The sequence below is a fragment of the Streptomyces viridochromogenes genome (assembly GCF_001270495.1).
GTDB lineage: Bacteria > Actinomycetota > Actinomycetes > Streptomycetales > Streptomycetaceae > Streptomyces > Streptomyces viridochromogenes_A.
Map to the genome: position 1 here is coordinate 14809 of NZ_LGUR01000243.1, position 20673 is coordinate 35481.

The window sequence follows — 20673 nt, forward strand, 5'->3', positions numbered from 1 at the left end:
GGAGCATTTCGACTCACCGATAGCCTGCATCACCATGTTGCGCGCTTGGATCCTGCCGATGCTGCTTGTGCTCAGCGGCTCAGCCGTCGCGACTGGGCAGATCTTCACGGGGAACCCCGGCACAGCCGCAGCACTCCTACTGGCGTTCCTGGCGCTCGCCGGCGTGAACTCACCCCTGATCTTCCCGAGGTCGATCGGTGCGCGGGACGCACAACGCCGCAGTGCGGTCGACGGCCGGCCGGTCGTCTTCTGGCGGCCGGGCTGCAAGTACTGCATACGACTGCGCATCCGGTTGGGCCGCAGTGCCCGCCAGTTGCATTGGGTCAACATCTGGCGCGACCCGGCAGGAGCCGCAGCGGTGAGGGCAGCCAACGACGGCAACGAGACCGTGCCGACCGTCGTCGTGGCGGGCCGACCACGCACCAATCCCGATCCCGAATGGGTGCGCGAACAGCTCTCCCCTTCCGCGTGATCAGAAATCGCGCCCTACCGGAGAGGCGCCCGCAGACCCAAGCGCACAGAGGTCAAAAGACAAGCTCAGAGCTCGCAGAACTCGGTCTCGACGGCCGCGTCCTCCAGTCGCTGCTCGCCCCAGTCGCCGTTGCGGTTCATGGTCATGACGCGTCGGCCGTCCGCCGAGGCGAGCGTCCGGGTCGCGGAGCCGGGGATCATGCCGCCGTGGCCCCATGCCCAGCAGTCCTCCTTGAGCTTGAAGTGGCGTATGCCGAGGCCGTAGCGGTCCTGTGGACCACCGTGTCCCTTGTCCCCGTCGACGTGAACCGCGTCGAGCAACTGCCGCTGCTGGGCGGGCGGCAGCAGCTCACCGGCCAGCAGCTTGGACAGGAAGGTGTTCACGTCGCCGACGGTCGAGATCATCTGCCCGGCGGAGAAGGCGACGGTGGGGCTGAACTCGGTGACGTCGCGCACTTTCACCTCCGGCCCGTCCTCGAACAGCGTGGAGTAGTGCCTCGCGTGTGGTGCGGGCAGTTGGGGCGAGGTGCCCGGCACACTCGTGCCGCGCAGGCCGAGCGGCCGGATGACAAGACGCTCGACCGCCTGCGCGTAGGTGCCGCCGGTGGCCTTCTCGACGACCATGCCGGCGAGGACGTAGTTGGTGTCGGAATAGTCCCACCTGCCGGGCCTGCCGGGCCTGCTGCCCTGCTCCGGCTGGAAGTTGGGCGGGTGGGCGAGCGCGATGTCCACCAGCTCTTGCGGGGACCATCTGATGTGGCGGTTCCGGTCGAACTCGTCCCCCGCGTACAGGGTGCGGAAGCCCTCGTCCATGTTGTAGTCGAAGATGCCGCTCGTGTGGTTGAGCAGGTGCCGCACGGTGATGTTCCCGGGCCGGTAGCCCTTGCCGCGCACCACCCCGGGCAGCCATTCCTCCACGCTGTCGTCCAGCGAAATCCTGCCCTCGGCTTCGAGCCCGAGCAGCACCGTGGCTGTGAAGGTCTTGGTCACGCTGGCGATACGGAACTTCTCGCTGGTGCTCCTCGGCCGCTCGGCGACCAGGTCACCGACACCGGCCCGGCCGTTCCACACCCCGCGCGCGTCTTGTATCCGGGCGATGACGCCGGGGGTGCCTTGCGCGACGATCTCGTCCAGTACGGCCTGGGTCTTCGCGTGCGCGGCCTGGGCGTTCGGGTGTAATCGGGGCGGAGCATGGTGGGGTGGCCCGGCCGGTGCGGCGGTGGCGGCGGTGAGCGTTCCCAGGGCGACGGCTGCGACGGCAAGGGCGATGGGGAGTCCACGAGAGGACTGTTGACGGCTCATGAGAACAGCTGACCAGGTGCCCCATCACCACACCATCGGGAACGTCCCGGAAAGGGGTCGGGGACACGACCTAGGGGTTACCGCCCGCACCTTTGGCGTACCCACGCTGTGCGGCGACCAAGTTCGAAGAGAGCACTTCTGTCGCCGCGCAACAGAGCATCGGCTTCGTTGGCCTTACGTTCCACGGACGGGATGACCGATCCATTCGTAGCCATTCGTAGGGTTGGGTCGCCCAGGGGTGCCGGGTGTGGCTCTTAGTTGGCTGCCGTCCGTGGCTGCAATGGCTTGGCCGCCCGGCGCCCCACGACGACCCGGCCGCCAGGCGAAGCCACCCCGCCCCAGCCCACCGGCTAGGTCCCGATCGGACTTGCGCCAATCGATGCCTGGACGTTCAGGTCCACCTACTGTGCTGGCATGACGTCGATCAAACAGGTCTCGTTAGGCGTGAACGACGACAAGAGGGCAGGCCAGTTCTGGCGGCAGGCACTGGGATACGTGCAGCGGCCTCCACGCTACGAGGGTGATGACTGGATCGTTCTCGAACCGCCGCCGGGTGAGCGCGGGGTCGCTATCGCCATGGACACGAGTGAAAGTCCTGCGGAGGAGTTCCCCCGTATCCACTTCGATCTCGACGCCGGTGACCGGGACCTCGAAGAGGAAGTAGACCGACTGGTGGACCTGGGGGCGCAGCGTGTCGACTGGCAGCACTACCCGGAAAGCCTGCCCCTCGGAGGGCGACCGTACGTTGTGCTGGCCGACCCAGAAGGCAACCGGTTCTGCGTCGAGGGCCACAGTCGCGGCTGACCGCCCTCCCCCTCGTCCGACCCTCCGCCAAGCGGGAGCCACACAGCTTGACTTCTCTATTGGGAAGCCATTTCGGTCGGATTACGTGGCATCTCGAAGTCCTTGGCTTCGATAACGATGATCACACGTCTGGCCGCGTTGATACCAAGCGCACCGATGTCGCCCAGATCGTGACCCTCGGCTGATTTGCCAACAAGGATTCTCCACTCGCTCCCGACCTGCGCGTCTCAGACCATGATTCGCCAACCAAAGTTCTCGGTCACGGTCGGCGGGTGGGGCAGGGAAACCAGCTTTGTCCGGGTCATGCCCATGAGCTACTGTCCCCGGGCATGTGTCAGGGGAGCACGGTGGGTGGGGGACATGGGCGCAGGAAACGGCACGCCTGAGAAGAGAATCAACCCGTGGGGGCAGGCCGTCGCCGCGGTGGCGCTGTTCGCGGCGATCGGTGGCGCTCTGTGGGTGTCCGAGGGGACCTCCGGGAACAGTGGCCCGCCGGCCGCCAGTTGCTCCGACGAGAAACCCGGGAAGGCGACCGGGCGGGTGACCGGAAAGCAGCTGTGCGAGGCGCTGCTCCGGCCCGACCTCGCGGAACTGCTGGGCACACCGGCGGAGACCGCCAAGACCGCCTTCGGCAATGACGGCTCCGTCGGACTCGAAGGCGGCAAGAGCACCCCCATGCCGACCGCGGAGGTCGAGTTCGACACTTACACCGTGACGCTCTCGGCCACCTACGACGACCTCCCCGTGACCTCGTCCTATGAGGTGCTGGGATGGGACGAGACGCAGCGCACGGTGCTGGACCGCCCGGCGGTTCTGTACTCGAACCGCACCATGAGGATCAACTTCCGCCTCGACGGCGGCGACGCCGAGACCGGTACCGGCGTCCCCCTCCGCTCCCTCATGGTGGCCCAGGACACCAAGGACAGCGGCGGTTCCTACGACGTGACCCTGTGGCGCGCGGACGGCATGGTGCCGGACGACGCCGTACTGCTCAGGGTGGCGGAGAAGGTGCTGCCGACGGTCCCGGGGTGGGCCGCCGGCAGCTGAGCGTCTCCGCCCTTGCCCCTGCTACCTCTGCTTGATCCGCAGGAACGTGACGGAGTTCGCCGCGAAGGTGTACGTGAACTTGTCACTCACGCCGCGGAAGGTGGAGCTCACCGGGGTCACCGGCGTGTCCGTCTCGGTGTTCACCGCGTCCTCGTCGGCGGCCAGCGTGGTCACGCGGGCCGTGGAGGCGACCTTGGCGCCGCCGAGGTCGATGGCCGTGCGGGCCTCGGCCGACTGGGCGTTGACGACCTTGACGATCAGGTCACCGGTCCCCGCGTCCTTGGTGACGACCTGGCGGAACGGCTCGGCCGGCTTGTCGTCGGTGAAGCCGCCCCACTCCTTGCCGTCGAGGTAGAGGGTGACCTGGCGGCCGCGCACCTTGATGTCGATGTCGTAGGCGCGGCCCGTCTCGATCGAACCGGCCTTCGTCAGCAGGGTGCCCTTGCCGCCGTCCACGGCCTGCTCGATCGCGGACTGGGTGTTGTTCCAGCCGCCCAGGTTCCACCAGTAGTAGTTGCCGGTGTCCTTGACGCCGAAGGCGACGAGGAAGCCCTCCTTGCCGGACTTCTTGGTGGCCTTCACATGCAGGTCGTAGTCCTTCCAGGCCGGGTCGCCCGCCGTGACCAGGGTGTTCTCGGCGGCGGCGTCGGTCTGGACGTACTGGCCGTCCTGGATGCTCCAGCTGCCCGCGCCGCTGTGCGTCCACTTCGAGGCGTCACCGGAGAAGTCGTCGCTGAGCAGCGTCGCGCCGTCCGCCGAGGTGACCTTCACGTCGTCGTAGGCGGCGCTGGTCGCCCATGTGGAGAGGCCGACGGCACCGGTGATGGGGCCGCTGACGTTCGGCGTGGTGGTGGCCTTCGAGGGGACGACACGGTCGCCGACGTTGGTCATGAACAGCTTCTGGACCTCGTAGTTGGCCGAGTTCCAGGAGGCCCGGTTGTTGAACCAGATCATGTCCGGCCGCCACTGGACGTAGTCCTCGTTGGCGAGCAGCGGGGCGTACGAGGCGAGCTTGACGACGTCCGCGTTGCGCTCCAGACCGGTCATGAAGGCGGCTTCGGAGAGGCCGTTCTTCCAGGCGTTGCCCTGGGAGGCGTACTCGCCGAGGAAGACCTTCGGGCCGCTGCGGTCGTAGGAGTCGTAGCGGTCGTTGTTCTGCAGGAACCAGTTCGGGGCGTTGTAGTAGTGCTCGTCGACCATGTCGACTTTGCCCTCGCGGTTGAGCTGCCAGGCGGTGTCGAACGTCGTACCGGAGTCGTCCGGTCCGGAGTTGGAGATGACGGTGATGTCCGGGTACTTGGCCTTGATGGCGGCCCGGAACTGCTCGAAGCGGGCGAAGAACTCCTTCGGGAGGTTCTCCTCGTTGCCGACCCCGATGTGGGTCAGGTGGAACGGCTTGGGGTGACCCATCTGTGCGCGGACCTTGCCCCACTTGGAGGTCGCCGGGCCGTTGGCGAACTCGATGAGGTCGAGGGTGTCCTGGATGTGCCGCTTGAGCAGCGCCTCGTCGTCGGTGGCCTTGTTCTGGCCGCAGCCGGTCACCAGGGCGGGGACGACGGGCAGCGGCATGGCGCCGATGTCCTCGGAGAAGCGGAAGTACTCGTAGTAGCCGAGGCCGTAACTCTGGTTGTACCCCCAGAAGTTGGCGTTGGTGGCGCGCTCCTCGACCGGGCCTATGGTGTCCTTCCACTGGTAGCTGCGCTTGCGCTGCCAGTTGGAGGCCTCGCTGTAGTCCTCCATGGAGCCGGTGTTGACCAGGCAGCCGCCGGGGAAGCGTACGAAGCCCGGCTTCAGGGCGGCGATCTTCTCGGCGAGGTCCTTGCGCAGGCCGTTCGGCTGGTTCTTGTAGGTGTCGCGCGGGAACAGCGACACCTCGTCGACCGCGGCGGCGCCGGTCGAGGCCACGGCGAGGCGGCCGCGGTTGCTGGTGCGGGTCGCGGTGAAGGTGACCTTGTACTTGGCCCAGCCGCCCTTCACGGCCACCTGCCGGGCGGTGGCCAGCGCGCCGGCGGCGTCCTTCAGGGAGACGGTGAGCGTGGTGCCGCTCTCGGCGCGGGCCCACACGGAGAAGTCGTACGCCTTGCCCTGCTCGACCCGGATGCCGGTGTTGTAACCGGCGTTCGTGACGGACGAACCGGCGCTCAGCGAGAGGTAGTTGCGGTTGCGCTCGTTGAGCCGGCCGGCGTCGTTCACGACCTGGGCCGTGCCGCCGACCGTCCAGGAGGTGAGCGGCGTGTAGGAGCCGTTGTCGGCCGTGGAGTACTCGAAGGACCGGTTCTGCACGAGCTCGGCGTACAGTCCGCCGTCCGCGGCCCGGTTGATGTCCTCGAAGAAGACGCCGTACATCGTGTCGTCGATCGCCGCGCCCTTGGCGGCCGGGTCGACGGTGATCGCGTAGTCGGCGACGTCCTCGGCATGGGCGGGCGACGGGATGAGACCGGCTGCCACCAGGACGGCGGTGGCGGCGAGGCCGAATCTCCAGCGGCTGGAATTGCGTGGCATGGATACTCCGCGGCTCGTTGTTCGAAATATCAAACGCTGATCAGCACTTCGAACGGCAAGATAGGGAGGGGGCATCCAGAGCGTCAACGGGTCGCGCGGTATCGAAAGTGTCGGAAGCGAGGAGCGGATGGGCGAGTTCTGGCCAGTGCCGGATGTGCTGACCTATCTGGCCGGGAGCTGGCGGGTCGAGCGGTCGGTGCGGGATCTCGCGAGCGGGGAAGAGGGGGAGTTCTCCGGTACGACGGTTTTCGGCCCGCTGGACGAGGGCGGCCTCCTGCACCACGAGTCCGGCACTTTCGTCTGGCGGGAAGTGCCGCGCCCCGCCGAACGGACACTGCGGTTCCTGCCGGGAAGCTCACCGGGAACGGCGGACGTCCGCTTCACCGACGGCCGCTTCTTCCACGACCTGGACCTGACGTCCGGTCAGCACATCGCCGGCCATCCCTGCTCGGCCGACCTCTACCGGGGCGAGTTCACCGTCCGGGACGAGGAGCGCTGGCGCACCGTATGGCGGGTGCGCGGCCCGGCCAAGGACCTCGTCCTCACCACGGACTACGCCCGCGAGGGCTGAGCCGACACCCCGTCGAAGCGGAGGTTCCAGCGGCCCGCCCAGCCGGTCACGGTGGTCGTCGACAGAGGGCGTACGTCGATGTTCCAGTACGTGGCGGGCGGCGCCTTCAGCACGTAGACCAGAGCGGCGCGGATCACGGACGGTTCGGCCACGGCGACGATCCGGCCGCCGTCGTCCACAGGGCGGGTGTCGAGCCAGCCGCCGACCCGGGCGATGAACGCGAGCAGCGACTCGCCGCCGTGCGGAGTGCCGCGCGGGTCGGCGAGCCAGGTGTCCACCGCATCCGGCTCCCGGGCCATCGCCTCACCCAGCGTGAGCCCACGCCAGCGGCCCATGTCACAGTCCCGCAGGGCGAGTTGCACCAGCGGCGCGTAGCCGAGGGCGTCACCGGTGGCGCGGCTGCGCGGGGTCGGTGAGCAGTAGCGCAGCTCGGCCGCCGCCAGCGGCAGCAGGTCACGCGCGACGCGCTGCACCTCGTCCCAGCCGGCCTGGTCCAGCGGCCGGTCGTCCTCGAAGCGCTCGGCGAGCAGCGGGGAGCTGCGCGCGGCGGCGACGAACGTGACCCGAAGCGACATGCGGCGATGGTGTGTCGCGAAAGTGCGCAGGTCAAGAGGCGTTGTGCAGGTGTCACCGAGGGTGGACGAAGCCTTACTGCGGGGTCAGGACCAGGCGGACAAGTCGCTGGAAAACGGCTGTTGGACATTCAAGTACAGCCGCGGGAAGCAACCAGCAACAGCCGGCGGGGACTAGAAGGCGACTAGAAGTAGAGCGCCATCCAACGGTCCGGACTCTCCAGCGGTGCGAACCCGATCTTCGCGTAGACCCCCTGCGCGTCCTGCGTGGAGAGCAGCATCCGCTTCAGCCCGTACGGCCTCAAGTGCTCGCGTACGGCCCCGACGAGCGCCGTCCCGATGCCCTTGCCGCGCACCGACGGATCGACGTACACGTCGCACAGCCACGCGAAGGTCACCCCGTCGGTGACGACCCGGGCATAGGCCGCCTGCTCCCCCGAAGCCGTGTCGTACACCCCGAAGTTCAACGAGCCCTCGATCGCCCGGTCCTGCTTCTCCCGCGCCCGTCCGAGCGCCCAGTACGCGTCGGTGGACAGCCACCGGTGCACGCGTTCGGCGTCGATGCGCCGGGCGTCGGTCGAGATCTCGTAGCCGTCGGCGAGGGGCAAGGGCGTGGCGTCTGTCATGTGGCGAGATTCGCAGGACGGCGCGCCGGGCGTCGAGCGGTTTTCCCGGCGGGCGACGGCCGGGTCCACCTGCGGCGCGGCGGCCCCGCTCGCAGCGGCTAGCGCACCTCGTCCCACGCCACCCGCAGGCGCCGTACCCCCTCCGTGATCTCCCCGACTGCGGCCACCGCGGCGAAGCTCAACCGCAGATGCCCCGCCGGAGGCTCCGCGCTGAAGTACGGGCGGCCGGGTGTGATCGCGACGCCCGCGCGCAGGGCGGCGGAGGTCAGACCGGACTCGTCGACGCCGTCGGGCAGGCGGAGCCAGAGGTGGTAGCCGCCGGACGGGATGTGCGGGAGGGCGAGTTCGGGCAGGTGCAGCCGCAGGCCCGCGGTCATGGCGTCGCGGCGGGCCCTGAGTTCGGCGGACAGGGCCCGCAGATGGCGGGGCCAGGAGGGCGAGCCGACGAGTTCCAGGGCCGCCTCCTGGAGCGGGCGGGACACGAAGAAGGTGTCCACGACCTGGATGGCGCGCAGCCGTTCCAGGACCGGGCCGCGCGCGGTGAGGGCACCGACCCGGAAGCTGGGCGAGGTCGCCTTGGTGAGCGAGGAGACATGGACGACGACGCCGTCGGGATCGTCGGCGGCGAGCGGTCGCGGCAGCGGGCCCGCGTCCTCGTGCACCAGTCGTCGTACGAAGTCGTCCTCCACGACGAAGGCACCGGCCTCGCGCGCGATGCGCAGCACCTCCGGGCGGCGCTCGGGGGCGAGGACCGCGCCGGTCGGGTTCTGGAACAGCGGCTGGCAGACGAAGACCCGGGCGCCGGTGGCGCGGAACGCGTCGGCGAGCAGGGCGGGCTTCACTCCGTCCGAGTCCGCCGGTACGGGCACCGGGCGCAGGCCGGCCGCGCGGGCGATGGCCAGCATGCCGGGGTAGGTCGGCGATTCGACCAGCACCGGAGCGCCGGGCGGGGCGAGTGCGCGCAGTGCGGTGGTCAGCGCGGACTGGCCGCCCGCCGCGATCAGCACCTCGGCGGCGGTGACGGTGCCGCCGATCTGGCGGGCGAACCACTCGCGCAGCTCGGGCAGTCCGTCCAGGGGCGGCCGGCCCCAGGCACCGGGTCGGCGGCCGGCCCGGGACAGCGCCGCGGCCATGGCCTTCTCGGGCTGGAGGGCGGGGTGGGGATAGCCGCCGCTGAACTCGATCACCCCGGGCGGCGGCGTGGCGAGACAGACGGTGACGCCGGAGGCGTCCACGGTGCGCGGTACGACGTCGGCGGCGCCGTCGGCGCTGAGGGCGACCTCCTGCCAGGAGGTGTCGCCCGCCGCCGCGAGCGGGAGACGCGGCCGGGCGCGGAAGGCGCCGGCGCCGGGCCGGGTCACCACCAGCCCCTCGGCGGTGAGCTGCGCGAGGGCGCGCGAGACGGTCACCGGGCTCACCCGGAACCGCTCGACCAGTGACCGGCTCGACGGAAGCTTTCCACCTGGAGAGTAGCGGTCAAGTTCCCTTCGAAGCTGTTCCGCCAGGTCAGCCACACTGCTACGCTCTTGCATGAGAACACAGAGTAGCGCTATCGCCCCGATCGGGGTAGCGGTCAGCGGTCGGCCCGGCAACTCGATCGGAACCCTCCAGGCCGCCCTCGGTGTCGCGGCCTTCTCCCTCACCTTCCCGGCCACCGCCTGGGGCCTGGAGGGCTTCGGCCCCTGGTCCCTGGTCGCCGTGCGCAGCGTGCTGGCCGCGCTCATCGCGGGCGGCTGTCTGCTCGCCCTGCGCGTACCGCTTCCCGCCCGCCGGCACTGGACGGGTCTCGCGGTGGTCGTCGCCGGTGTGGTCTTCGGCTTCCCGCTCCTCACCACGCTCGCCCTCCAGACGTCCACCACCGCCCACGCGGCGGTCGTCGTCGGGCTGCTCCCCCTCACCACCGCCCTGTTCTCGGCCCTGCGCGTCGGCACCCGCCCCTCCCGCACCTTCTGGACGGCGGCGCTCGCGGGCGCGGCCGCGGTGGTCGCCTTCACCGTGCAGCAGAGCGGCGGCGCCCTGACGACGGCCGACCTGTATCTCTTCGGGGCGCTGCTGATCTGTGCGGCCGGCTACACCGAGGGCGGCCGGCTGGCCCGGGTCATGCCGGGCTGGCAGGTGGTCGGCTGGGCGCTGGTGCTGTGCCTGCCGCTGAGCGTGCCGGCCGCCGTACTGGCGCTGTCGTACGAGCCGGTCCAGCTGACCTGGCACAGCGTCACCGGACTGCTGTGGGTGGCGGCGGGGTCGCAGTTCCTCGGTCTGGTCGTCTGGTACCGGGGCATGGCGGCCATCGGCATCCCGAAGGCCAGCCAGTTGCAGTTGGCCCAGCCCCTGCTCACACTGGTGTGGTCGGTGCTGCTGCTGGGCGAGCACCTGACAGTGGCCGCCCCGCTCACGGCCGCGGCGGTGCTGGTGTGCATCGCCGTGACCCAGCGGGCGCGTGGCTGAGCGGGGCCTTGACTACCCACTGCCTATCACCGCTCCACGCCGTAGACTCAAGGCCACGGACCGCTGCTCCCGCACCTGGTGAGGAGGACCGACAGATGCGTGCAACCGTGGGCGACCAGCTTGTCCAGCACGGCAGGGTGGTCGGGCAACACGACAAGGTCGGCGAGATCGTCGAAGTCATGGGCCAGGAGGGCAACCCTCCGTACCGCGTCCGCTTCGAGGACGGGCACGAGGGTCTGTGCTCCCCCGGCCCGGACACCGAGATCCGTCACAGGGACACGATCAAGTAGCTGGGCGAGCAGTTAGCGCGGGGGAATCGCCGGCTGCTCATAGTGGTCGGCGACGACCCGTGCCATGGCCCCGATCCGGTCGGTCGCCACGTCCTTCGCCGCGAAATAGACGTGACCGCAGACCTCCGCGTGCTCCTTGGCCAGAGTGAGATGCCGGGACAGCTCGGCCGGTTCCTGCCAGGCGGCGGGCTGCGCCGGGTCACCGGCCTTGTACAGCGCCTCACCGACGTACAGCTTCGTCCTGCTGCCCCGCGCGACCTCCGACCACCAGGGCACGAGCTTGGCGTAGTCGGCGGCGGCGAAGCCGATGTTCCAGTACAGCTGCGGGCAGATGTAGTCGATCCAGCCCTCGCGGACCCACTTCCGGGTGTCCGCGTACAGGTCGTCGTACGTCTGCACCCCGCCCCGGGTGTCGGAGCCGAGCGGGTCGGTGCCGGCGTTGCGCCACACGCCGAACGGGCTGATGCCGAACTCCGTGCGGGGCCGGATCTTCTTGATGCCGGCCGCCATCTCGCGGACCAGCTGGTCGATGTTGTCCCGCCGCCAGTCGGCCCGGACCGCGAAGCCGCCGCCGTAGCGGTCGTATGCCTCGTCGTCGTCGAAGTTCTGGCCGGCCACCGGATAGGGGTAGAAGTAGTCGTCGAAGTGGACCGCGTCGACCTCGTACTTCTCCACCGCGTCGAGCATCGCCCGCTGCACGAAGGCGCGGACCTCGGGCAGCCCCGGGTTGTAGTAGAGCTTGCCGCCGTACGACACCACCCAGTCCTCGTGCTCGCGGGCGGGGTGCGAGGGCGCCAGCTTGCCGAGGTCCGTGTGGTTGGCGATACGGTACGGGTTGAACCAGGCGTGCAGCTGAAGACCGCGGGCGTGGGCCTCCTCGACGGCCGTGCCCAGCGGGTCCCAGCCGGGGTCCTCGCCCTGAGTGCCGGTGAGGACCTGCGACCACGGCTCGTACGGCGAGGGCCACAGGGCGTCGGCCGTGGGCCGTACCTGGAGGACCACGGTGTTCAGGTGGGACTTCTCCGCCGCGTCGAGGTGGGCGATCAGCTCGGCACGCTGCTTCTGCGCGGTCAGCCCCTGCTTGGAGGGCCAGTCCCGGTTCGCCACGGTCGCCACCCACACGCCGCGCATCTCCCGGGTCGCCCGTCGCCGGTCCCGGTCCTTTCCGCCCGCCATGGCGGAACCGGCGGCCATGGCGCCGCCTGACGCCACGAGTGCCGACAGGGCGGTCACCGTGAACGCCCGTCGTGAGATGCGGGACTTCCGGTGCAGCATCTTCTTCGTACCTCCGTGTGCAGTGGTCAAAGGCCCACCCCGAGACAGACCCGCGCGTACCGGGCCATCCCCGCGTCAGCCTTTCATGAGGCACCCGAACGATCGATCAAGCTTCGCCGAAGGTAACGTGCAGGTTTGGAGCAGGGGCCGAACAACGGCGGACCTGCCGCAGTCGTGGATCAGCGAAGGGGACGATGTGACCGGCATCTCCGGAGATATTGCACGCGTCGGCGTGGTGGGCTGCGGCCAGATGGGAGCGGGCATCGCCGAGGTGTGCGCCCGCGCCGGACTGGACGTGAAGGTCGCCGAGACCACCGGCGAGGCCCTGGAGATCGGCCGCACCCGGCTGCTCAACTCCCTGGCCAAGGCCGCCGAGCGCGGCAAGATCAGCGAGGAGGAGCGGGACTCCACGCAGGCGCGGCTGTCCTTCACCACCGACCTCGGCGAGTTCGCCGACCGTGACCTGGTGATCGAGGCCGTCGTCGAGAACGAGCAGGTGAAGACCGAGATCTTCCAGGTCCTCGACCAGGTCGTGACCCGGCCGGACGCGATCCTGGCCTCCAACACCTCCTCGATCCCCCTGGTGAAGCTGGCGGTCGCCACCTCACGCCCCGACCAGGTCATCGGCATCCACTTCTTCAACCCGGCCCCGGTGCAGAAGCTCGTCGAGCTGATCCCGGCGCTCACCACCTCCGAGGGCACGATCGCCCGCGCCCAGACCTTCGCCGAGAAGCTGCTCGGCAAGCACGCGATCCGCGCCCAGGACCGCTCCGGCTTCGTCGTGAACGCCCTGCTGATCCCGTACCTCCTCTCCGCGATCCGGATGTTCGAGTCGGGCATCGCCAGCCGCGAGGACATCGACAACGGCATGGAGCTCGGCTGCGCCCACCCGATGGGCCCGCTGAAGCTGTCCGACCTGATCGGCCTGGACACGGTCGCGTCGGTGGCGCAGAGCATGTACGACGAGTTCAAGGAGCCGCTGTACGCCGCTCCCCCGCTGCTGCTGCGCATGGTCGACGCGGGCCGGCTGGGCCGCAAGACGAGTTCCGGCTTCTACACCTACGGCTGATTACAGACGGTCAGATTCCGGCCAACCACGCGGGCCCGGCACCGATAAGGTACCGGGCCCGCGTCATTCACACACCGTGTGCGCGCCGGGCTCGCATATGCCCATCGCACACTCTCCCCATGCGTCCACCAGGCGAGTTCACTTTCCCTGCGCATGCAAGGGATGTGAGACCACTACGGAAAGGAGCGGACTCGTGACCGTCGATCCCGAGCATCCGGTCGTAACTGGAGAACTCGCAGAGTTACGACGTCGTCTCGACGTCGCCTACGCCCGTGTGGAGGGCGGGCTGGCTCTGCTCACCCACCGCACCGAGGAGACCGCCAAGGAACTCGACGAGCTGAACACCCGGATCAACACACTGGAACACGCGCGCTGGCCGCTGCCCGCGGTCGCCGCCATCACCGCCGTGGGTGCTCTCGTCGTGGCGATCTGGCAGGCCGTCGGGCACTAGCCCGGAGAGACGCGGGACGTCACTTCAGCGCAGGACGTCCTGCCCGAGCCTGAGATGGTGCAGCAGCAGTAACGCGGCCGCCATGTTGGCGGCCGGGACCTCCCCACGGGCGACCATGTCGGGGACGAGCTTGAGAGGCACCCATTCCCGGCGGTCCGACTCGAAGTCGTCCACGGGATGCCCGACGTACTCGCCCTCGTCGGCCCAGTAGATGTGGTGCCGGGCGTCGGTGAGCCCGTTGGAGGGCTCCACGCTCATGAGGTGGTGCAGGGGTCCCGGCCGCCAGCCGGTCTCCTCCTCCAGCTCCCTGGCGGCCGCGCGGACGATGTCCTCGCCGTCCTCGACGACGCCCGCCGCGAGTTCCCACCCCCAGCTGTCGGTGATGAAACGGTGGCGCCACAGGAGGAGGACTTCATTGGCCTCGTTGACCACCGTGGCCACGGCGACCGGCCGCAGCCGTATGAGGAAGTGGTCCAGGTGCCGGCCGTCCGGCAGCTCCACATCTGCCAGGTTGACGGTGAACCAGCGGTTTTCATACACAGTTTGTTCGTTCTGTTTCGTCCACTGCACGGTTCTGCCACCTTCCGTCGAGTAAGTGGCAATATCGCAGCAGGGACTATGAAGGTGTCGGTGTTCGAGTACCGGCCTGTACCGACTTGTACCGGCCTAAAGCGGTACGCGCAGTGCTCCGTCGATGAGTTCGGCGGCCTCGCCCGTGCCCGCGCAACCGCTGCGCACCAGGTGTTCGCGCACGGCCCGGAGTCTGTCCCGCAGCCGCTGGGACTCCATTCCCCGCGCCTGCTCGGCCATCTGCACCGCGATGGCCACCGCCTTGTCCGCGTTGCCCTGGCGGAGTTCGATCGTGCTCAGCATGGCCAGCCGGTGCACCCGGCCCCGGTCGTGGGCCGGGTTGTCGACGGCGGCCGCGGCGTGCTCCCCCGCCGCCATCAGCTCCCCGAGGCTGAGCAGCGCCTCCGCCACCTGGACGTTGACCAACCCCGGCTGGACATAGCCGGTTTCGTCGGGTTCGTATCCGCGCCGGATGCGTTCGGCGGCCTGTTCGGCACGACGGATGCAGGACAGGGCGCTCGTGCCGTCGCCGAGGTGGGCGTACGCCTTCGCCTGCATCGCGTACAGGTCGGAGGCGAGGGCCGGGGTGATGTGCTTGCCGGCGGCCCGCAACGCGGCCTCCGCGAAGGCGACGGCCTGCCGCCATTCCCGCATGAACAGCGCCTGGTTGACCAGCAAGGCGATCACATACGCGCCGAGTCCCCGGTCCCCGCTGGCCTTCGCCAGCCGCAGGGCCTGGTGGAAGTAGCGCTGGGCGAGGCCGTGCGCGTCGGAGTCGTAGGCGCAGATGCCCGCGATGGCCACCAACCCGCCCGTCGCCCGGTGGAGTTGACGGCCCGTGGCATCGGTGTAGCTGCCGCGCAGCAACGGCGCGGCCTCGGAGTTGAGGAAGCCGACGATCCGGGTCCGGGTCGCTATGCCGCCCGCCTTCCGGTACATCTGCTCGTAGTGGGTGCGGGCGGCACGCAGCATCTCCAGGTCGGCGGGGGTGACCCGGTGCCGGCCGCCACGCGACACATCGACGTCCTCGGGCGGGTTCTCCCACTCCCACACGGGCATGACGGCGGGCGTGCCCGTGACCGCCGGGGCGCCCAGGATATGGGGCCGCTGCTGCTCGTCGGAGCGCCACAGGGCGGTGGCCCGCTCCACGAAGCCGGACAGCGAGGTGGTGTGCACGGCGGACTGCTCACCCGGCACACCGAGACCGATGTCGTCGAGCGTGACGGTACGGTGCAGACGGCCGGCGAGCACCTCGCAGATCAGGTCGGGCACCTGGCCGCGCGGCCGCTGCCCCTTCAACCACCGCGCCACGGCGGTGTGTTCGTATCTGAGCGCGAGCCCGCGCGCCCTCCCCGCCTGATTCACGTGCGCGGCCAGCCCCGCATGCGAGATCCCCGCCTCGTCCAGGATCGCGTCGAGCAGAGTATTGGGCTGCATGTGTGCCCCCCCGGGTGGCTCGGTGCCGACAGAGTAGTGCGAACCGCTTCACACGGGGTGTGAACGGAGTGCCCGAATCCGCAGCGTGCGCGCGCTGTTGCGGAGAGTTTCCGACCGGTTGACTGAAATGCCTCGCAAGAGGCCGGCCGGGCCGCCGGCTCCCCCTCGTACAGTGCGGCGGCCCGCATCCGCGCCGTCCGCCCAGCTGCCTGCCCGACACTCCGTGGCTGGGCGGATGGCTGCCGCCGACTCGGCCGCACGACTGATCGCCGCTGGACTAAAGGTGGTTGGTCGACTGCGGCTGCTCGGTGGCTGGTCGCGCCCCGGCGGCGGAGCCGCCCAGGCCACAGCCCCGCACCCCTGGGGAACCACAGTCGACCCTCGTTCGATCGTTCCGTAGGACCAGTAGCGCTATGTCGTCCGACTGCCTGCCCCTGGTGTGGCGGAGGACAGCCGTGAAAAGGGTGCGCAGGATCATCTGGGGAGTGATCGGTCGGTGCCGTACGGCGCCGACGAGGGCCGCCTGGAGCGAAAAGAACCGGCCTCTGTCGTCCCTCGCGTCCTCGACCCCGTCCGTGTACAGGACCAGGGAGTCGCCGGGCTCCAGGGTGCCGCAACGCAGCGCGGGCAGTTCGGTGGGGAGCGGGAAGAGCCCCAGGGGCGGGAGGGGGTCGGCGCGGGCCAGTGGCTCGACGGTCGTGCCGCTCAGCAGATACGGCCAGGGGTGACCGCAGTTGAGGGTGGTGATCTCGCCGTTCCGGCCGATCTCCAGCAGCAGGACGGTGACGAAGTCCTCGGAGACCGGGTCGTCGCACGCGCGTTCGCGCAGATGCCGCGCCAGGGCCCGGTCCAGTCGGCCCAGCACGCGCCCCAGGTCGGGTTCGTCGTGAACGGCCTCGCGAAAGCTGCCGAGGACCGCGGCGACCGTGCCGATGGCGGCGATGCCATGGCCGCGCACGTCGCCCATCACCGCCCGTACGCCGTGCTCGGTGGCGATGACCTCGTACAGGTCGCCGCCGACACAGGCACCGCGATCCGCGGAGAGCTGGGCGGCGGCGACGTTCAGCCCGCCGACGCGTGCGGGCAGCGGCCGCAGCAGCGCGTTCTGCGCGGCCCCGGCGACCTCGCGGACCTGCCGGAGCTCACGCAACAGAGCTTGCCGGACGTGCGCGATCAGCCCCGTGCCCACGGCGAGGAAGACGGCACTGGTGACGACCCGGGCGCCGAGGCTGTCCTCCCGGGCGAGCGGACAGGCCAGCTTGTACGTGATGGCCATCGCGCCCCAGGCGGTGGGCAGCCCCCACGCGAGCGCCTTGCGGGGAACCCGACCCTTGATGCGGAACATGCCGATGGCCCCCCAATAGGCCCTGACAACGCAGAACGGACCGGCCCCGAAAGGCCGGTCCGATTCTGTCGAGGGATGCCCCGGAAGTACCAGATCACCCGGAGAAGTCACCCTATTGAGTGAGGTGACCACAACGCCCGATGGGGGTGTGGGGGCCATGCCCCCACACCTTGGGCGAACTAGCCCCTCAGAACCGCCCCCGTACGCTCGCCCGCGAGGGCCACCGCAGCGTCCCGAGCCGCCGAAGCCTCATCGACCGTCAGCGTCCGGTCCCCCGCGCGGAAGCGCAACGCGTACGCGAGCGACTTCTTCCCGTCACCGAGCTGCTCGTCGTTGACGTACACGTCGAACAGCCGGATCGCCTCAAGGAGTTCACCCGCCCCCTCCCGAAGCGCGGCCTCGACCTCCGCGGCCGGCACCGGCTTGTCGACGACGAGGGCGACATCCTGCGTGGCCACCGGGAACGTGGAGATGCTCGGCGCCTGCGGCGCACCGTCGCCGACCTGCTCCAAGGCGTCCAGGTCCAGCTCCATGGCACCGGTGCGGGCGGGCAGCCCCAGCGCCTTGAGCACCCTCGGGTGCAGCTCACCGGCGTGACCGATGACCCGCTCCCCGCCGTCGGCGGTGATCGCCAGCTCGGCGCACCGACCGGGGTGCCACGGCCCGTACTGCCCGGTCCGCACGATCAGCTCGGCACCGGCTTCCCGGGCGACGACACGCGCCGCCTCGACCGCGTCGGCCCAGTCGGCCGGACGGCCCTTGCCCCACCAGCCGGCCTGCTCACGCGCACCGGCGAGAACGACGGCGACATGGCGCGGCTGCTCGGGCAGTACGGCGTTCAGCGCGGCGATCTCCTCTTCGGTCGGGCGGCGGTCGACCGGCAGATGCCCGGCGACGCGCCGCTCCTCACGCGGCTGGAAGACCAGACCAGTCTCGAACAGCGCCAGGTCGTGCGAGCCCCGCCCGTCATTGCGGCGCAGCGCGCCGAGCAAACCGGGCAGCAGCGACGTGCGGAGCGCGGGCTCCTCGTCGTTGAGCGGGTTGACCAGCTTGACGACGCGGCGGGCCGGGTCGTCGGCGGCCAGGCCGAGCTGGTCGAACACCTGCTCGCTGACGAAGGGGTAGTTCGGCGCCTCGACGTAGCCCTCGCCGGCCAGCGCGCGGCCGACCCGGCGGTGCAGCCGCTGGCGGTGGGTCAGGCCACGGCCGGACGGCGGCTTGGGCAGCGTGGAGGGCAGGTTCTCATAGCCCTCCAGGCGGATGACCTCTTCGGCCAGGTCGTTCGGCTCCAGCAGGTCGGGCCGCCAGGACGGCACGGTGACGATCAGCTCGTCCTGCCCGTACACGTCGCAGCCGATCTGCTGGAGCCGCCGGACGACGGTCTCGCGGCCGTACTCGACGCCCGCGACCTTGTCCGGGTGGTCGGCCCGGACGGTGAGGGTGTGCGGGGCGGACGGCGTGACGACCTCGGTGACACCGGCATCGGCGGTGCCGCCCGCGAGCAGCACCAGCAGGTCGACCGTGCGCTGGGCGGCCGCCGCGGCGGCGGCCGGGTCGACGCCGCGCTCGTAGCGGCGGGACGCCTCCGAGGACAGCTTGTGACGGCGAGCCGTACGCGCGATGGCGACCTGGTCGAAGTGGGCGGCCTCGATGACCACGTCGGTCGTCGCGTTCTCCACGTCGTCGTGGTCGGCGATCTCCGTGTGGGCGCCGCCCATGACGCCCGCGAGGCCGATCGGGCCGCGCTCGTCGGTGATGACCAGGTCCTCGGCGTGCAGCTTGCGCTCGATGTCGTCGAGGGTGACGAGCCGCTCGCCCTCCTCGGCCCGGCGCACACCGATGGTGCCGTGGACCAGATTGCGGTCGTAGGCGTGCAGCGGCTGGCCGAGCTCCATCATCACGTAGTTGGTGACGTCGACGGTGAGCGAGATCGGGCGCATGCCGACCTTCTGCAGCCGGCGCTGGAGCCAGATCGGGGAGCGCGCCTCGGGGCTGAGGCCGGTCACCGTACGGGCGGTGAAGCGGTCACAGCCGATCGGGTCGGAGACCTGCACCGGGTAGCCGAAGGCGTTGGGGCCGGGCACGTCGAGCAGGGCCGGGTCGCGCAGCGGGAGGCCGTAGCCGATGGCGGTCTCGCGGGCGACGCCGCGGATGGACAGACAGTCGCCGCGGTTGGCGGTGACGGCGATGTCCAGGACCTCGTCGACCAGCTCCAGGAGCTCGATGGCGTCCTTGCCGACCTCGGTCTCCGGCGGCAGCACGATGATGCCGTGGCTGCCGTCGTCGCCCATGCCCAGCTCGTTGCTGGAGCAGATCATGCCGTGCGAGACGCGGCCGTAGGTCTTGCGGGCGGCGATCTCGAAGCCGCCGGGCAGCACCGCGCCCGGGAGCACGACCACGACCTTGTCGCCGACCTGGAAGTTGCGGGCGCCGCAGATGAGCTCCTGGGGCTCGCCGGTGCCGTTGGCCTGGCCGACGTCGACGGTGCAGAAGCGGATCGGCTTCTTGAACTCCGTCAGCTCCTCGATGGTCAGCACCTGGCCGACGACGAGCGGGCCCTTGAGGCCGTCGCCGAGCTGCTCGACGGTCTCGACCTCGAGACCGGCCGAAATGAGCTTGGCCTGGACGTCGCGGCCGGTCTCGGTGGCCGGCAGGTCGACGTACTCCCGCAGCCAAGAAAGCGGGACCCGCATCAGATCTCCATCCCGAACGGCCGGGTGAACCGGACGTCACCCTCGACCATGTCTCGCATGTCCTCGACGTTGTGGCGGAACATCAGCATCCGCTCGATGCCGAACCCGAAGGCGAAGCCGCTGTACTTCTCCGGGTCGACGCCGCAGGCGGTGAGCACCCGCGGGTTGACCATGCCGCAGCCGCCGAGCTCGATCCAGCCTTCGGAGGAGCAGGTGCGGCAGGGGCGGTCGGGGTTGCCGACGGACTCGCCGCGGCAGACGTAGCACACCATGTCCATCTCGGCGGACGGCTCGGTGAACGGGAAGAAGTTCGGCCGCAGCCGGGTCTTCATGCCCTCGCCGAACAGGGCCTGGACCATATGGTCCATGGTGCCCTTGAGGTCGGCCATGGTCAGGCCCTCGTCCACGGCCAGCAGCTCGACCTGGTGGAAGACCGGGGTGTGCGTGGCGTCCAGCTCGTCGGTGCGGTAGACGCGGCCGGGACAGATCACGTAGACCGGCAGCTCACGGTCGAGCAGCGAGCGGACCTGCACGGGCGAGGTGTGGGTGCGCAGCACGACACCGGAGTCGCTGCCGCCGTCGGGGCCCTCGACGAAGAAGGTGTCGGCCTCGCCGCGGGCCGGGTGGTCCGGGCCGATGTTCAGGGCGTCGAAGTTGAACCACTCCGCCTCGACCTGCGGGCCCTCGGCGACCTCGTAGCCCATGGCCACGAAGACGTCCTCGATGCGCTCCGACAGGGTGGTGAGCGGGTGGCGGGCGCCGGCCGGTACGCGGTCGTACGGCAGCGTGACGTCCACCGCCTCCTCGACCAGTACCCGCTGGTCGCGCTCGGCCTCCAGCTCGGCCTGGCGGGCGGCGAGGCCCTTGTTCACGGCGCCGCGGGCCTGGCCGACCAGCTTGCCGGCGGCGGCCTTGGCGTGCGGGGGCAGGGCGCCGATCTCCCGGTTGGCGAGCGCCAGCGGGGACGTGCCGCCGGTGTGGGCGACCTTGGCCTCCTGGAGCGCTTCGAGGGAGTCCGCGCCGGCGAAGGCGGCGAGCGCCTCGTCCCGCATGCGCTCGATCTCTTCCGGTTTCAACGCCTCGACCTCGACAGGGTCGTACGACTTATTCGGTGCCGACATCTCTTCCCGTGCTTCCGATTGGCTGGCTGAAGTGCCCCGTCTCGACCTGGAGACGATCCGTCTCTGGTTTTGGACGCAAAGG

The 20673-nt window shown here is 70.0% G+C and carries 19 protein-coding genes; 8 read left to right on the forward strand and 11 right to left on the reverse strand.

Features of this window, described 5'->3' with window-relative positions; all coding sequences use genetic code 11:
• Nucleotides 1-34 precede the first annotated feature (34 nt).
• Entirely contained in the window at nt 35-472 is a 438-nt protein-coding gene (locus ADK36_RS38765) for a glutaredoxin domain-containing protein (RefSeq protein ID WP_053200938.1), read from the forward strand.
• Nucleotides 473-537: 65 nt separating this feature from the next.
• Here ADK36_RS38765 and ADK36_RS38770 read toward each other — a convergent pair whose 3' ends face one another.
• Complete coding sequence (locus tag ADK36_RS38770; RefSeq protein ID WP_063776830.1) at nt 538-1773, reverse strand: serine hydrolase domain-containing protein; 1236 nt, start codon at nt 1771-1773, stop codon at nt 538-540.
• 414 nt (nt 1774-2187) lie between these two features.
• On the opposite strand from ADK36_RS38770, the gene ADK36_RS47255 reads away from it, so the two are divergent.
• On the forward strand, nt 2188-2577 hold the full coding sequence (locus ADK36_RS47255; RefSeq protein WP_078942809.1) for a VOC family protein: 390 nt from the start codon (nt 2188-2190) through the stop codon (nt 2575-2577).
• A gap of 360 nt (nt 2578-2937) precedes the next feature.
• A complete protein-coding gene (locus ADK36_RS38780; protein ID WP_048581163.1) occupies nt 2938-3624 on the forward strand; it encodes a DUF6215 domain-containing protein in 687 nt (228 codons plus the stop codon).
• Nucleotides 3625-3645: 21 nt separating this feature from the next.
• Here the strand turns inward: ADK36_RS38780 and ADK36_RS38785 are convergent, their stop codons facing one another.
• Nucleotides 3646-6126: an alpha-L-arabinofuranosidase C-terminal domain-containing protein gene (locus tag ADK36_RS38785; protein ID WP_053200942.1), complete on the reverse strand. Its 2481-nt coding sequence runs from the start codon at nt 6124-6126 to the stop codon at nt 3646-3648.
• Between the two features lie 127 nt (nt 6127-6253).
• Between ADK36_RS38785 and ADK36_RS38790 the strand changes: the two genes are divergently transcribed.
• A complete protein-coding gene (locus ADK36_RS38790; protein WP_048581165.1) occupies nt 6254-6697 on the forward strand; it encodes a DUF6314 family protein in 444 nt (147 codons plus the stop codon).
• Here the strand turns inward: ADK36_RS38790 and ADK36_RS38795 are convergent.
• The 3 genes from ADK36_RS38795 to ADK36_RS38805 all read right to left on the reverse strand — a co-directional run bounded on the left by ADK36_RS38795 (nt 6679) and on the right by ADK36_RS38805 (nt 9427).
• Nucleotides 6679-7272 carry a histidine phosphatase family protein gene (locus ADK36_RS38795; protein ID WP_048581166.1) on the reverse strand — a complete coding sequence of 198 codons (594 nt, stop codon included), beginning with the start codon at nt 7270-7272 and terminating at the stop codon, nt 6679-6681. The two genes, ADK36_RS38790 and ADK36_RS38795, sit on opposite strands and share 19 nt — an antisense overlap.
• Before the next feature lie 182 nt (nt 7273-7454).
• Nucleotides 7455-7895: a GNAT family N-acetyltransferase gene (locus ADK36_RS38800; RefSeq protein WP_048581167.1), complete on the reverse strand. Its 441-nt coding sequence runs from the start codon at nt 7893-7895 to the stop codon at nt 7455-7457.
• A 98-nt stretch (nt 7896-7993) separates the two neighbouring features.
• The gene (locus ADK36_RS38805) at nt 7994-9427 is read right to left on the reverse strand and encodes a PLP-dependent aminotransferase family protein (RefSeq protein ID WP_048581168.1); all 1434 of its coding nucleotides are present in this window, start codon (nt 9425-9427) and stop codon (nt 7994-7996) included.
• Here ADK36_RS38805 and ADK36_RS38810 point away from each other — a divergent pair.
• Nucleotides 9426-10340 carry a DMT family transporter gene (locus ADK36_RS38810; protein ID WP_048581169.1) on the forward strand — a complete coding sequence of 305 codons (915 nt, stop codon included), beginning with the start codon at nt 9426-9428 and terminating at the stop codon, nt 10338-10340. The genes ADK36_RS38805 and ADK36_RS38810 overlap by 2 nt on opposite strands.
• Before the next feature lie 95 nt (nt 10341-10435).
• Nucleotides 10436-10630 carry a DUF1918 domain-containing protein gene (locus ADK36_RS38815; RefSeq protein WP_048581170.1) on the forward strand — a complete coding sequence of 65 codons (195 nt, stop codon included), beginning with the start codon at nt 10436-10438 and terminating at the stop codon, nt 10628-10630.
• A gap of 12 nt (nt 10631-10642) precedes the next feature.
• Here ADK36_RS38815 and ADK36_RS38820 read toward each other — a convergent pair whose 3' ends face one another.
• A complete protein-coding gene (locus ADK36_RS38820) occupies nt 10643-11905 on the reverse strand; it encodes a glycoside hydrolase family 10 protein (RefSeq protein ID WP_053200944.1) in 1263 nt (420 codons plus the stop codon).
• A 196-nt stretch (nt 11906-12101) separates the two neighbouring features.
• Here ADK36_RS38820 and ADK36_RS38825 point away from each other — a divergent pair, with 196 nt between their 5' ends.
• On the forward strand, nt 12102-12974 hold the full coding sequence (locus tag ADK36_RS38825; RefSeq protein WP_078916177.1) for a 3-hydroxybutyryl-CoA dehydrogenase: 873 nt from the start codon (nt 12102-12104) through the stop codon (nt 12972-12974).
• A 193-nt stretch (nt 12975-13167) separates the two neighbouring features.
• Nucleotides 13168-13425: a hypothetical protein gene (locus ADK36_RS38830; protein ID WP_048581173.1), complete on the forward strand. Its 258-nt coding sequence runs from the start codon at nt 13168-13170 to the stop codon at nt 13423-13425.
• A 24-nt stretch (nt 13426-13449) separates the two neighbouring features.
• On the opposite strand, the gene ADK36_RS38835 is transcribed toward ADK36_RS38830, so the two are convergent.
• From ADK36_RS38835 to pheS, 5 genes are all read right to left on the reverse strand, one after another.
• Entirely contained in the window at nt 13450-13995 is a 546-nt protein-coding gene (locus ADK36_RS38835; protein ID WP_048581174.1) for an NUDIX hydrolase, read from the reverse strand.
• Between the two features lie 96 nt (nt 13996-14091).
• A complete protein-coding gene (locus ADK36_RS38840; RefSeq protein ID WP_048581175.1) occupies nt 14092-15432 on the reverse strand; it encodes a hypothetical protein in 1341 nt (446 codons plus the stop codon).
• Nucleotides 15433-15709: 277 nt separating this feature from the next.
• Entirely contained in the window at nt 15710-16777 is a 1068-nt protein-coding gene (locus tag ADK36_RS38845; protein WP_048581176.1) for a PP2C family protein-serine/threonine phosphatase, read from the reverse strand.
• 179 nt (nt 16778-16956) lie between these two features.
• Nucleotides 16957-19470: a phenylalanine--tRNA ligase subunit beta gene (gene pheT / locus ADK36_RS38850; protein ID WP_053200946.1), complete on the reverse strand. Its 2514-nt coding sequence runs from the start codon at nt 19468-19470 to the stop codon at nt 16957-16959.
• Nucleotides 19470-20591: a phenylalanine--tRNA ligase subunit alpha gene (gene pheS, locus ADK36_RS38855; protein ID WP_048581178.1), complete on the reverse strand. Its 1122-nt coding sequence runs from the start codon at nt 20589-20591 to the stop codon at nt 19470-19472. The genes pheT and pheS overlap by 1 nt, the downstream gene beginning before the upstream one ends.
• Between the last annotated feature and the right edge of the window lie 82 nt (nt 20592-20673).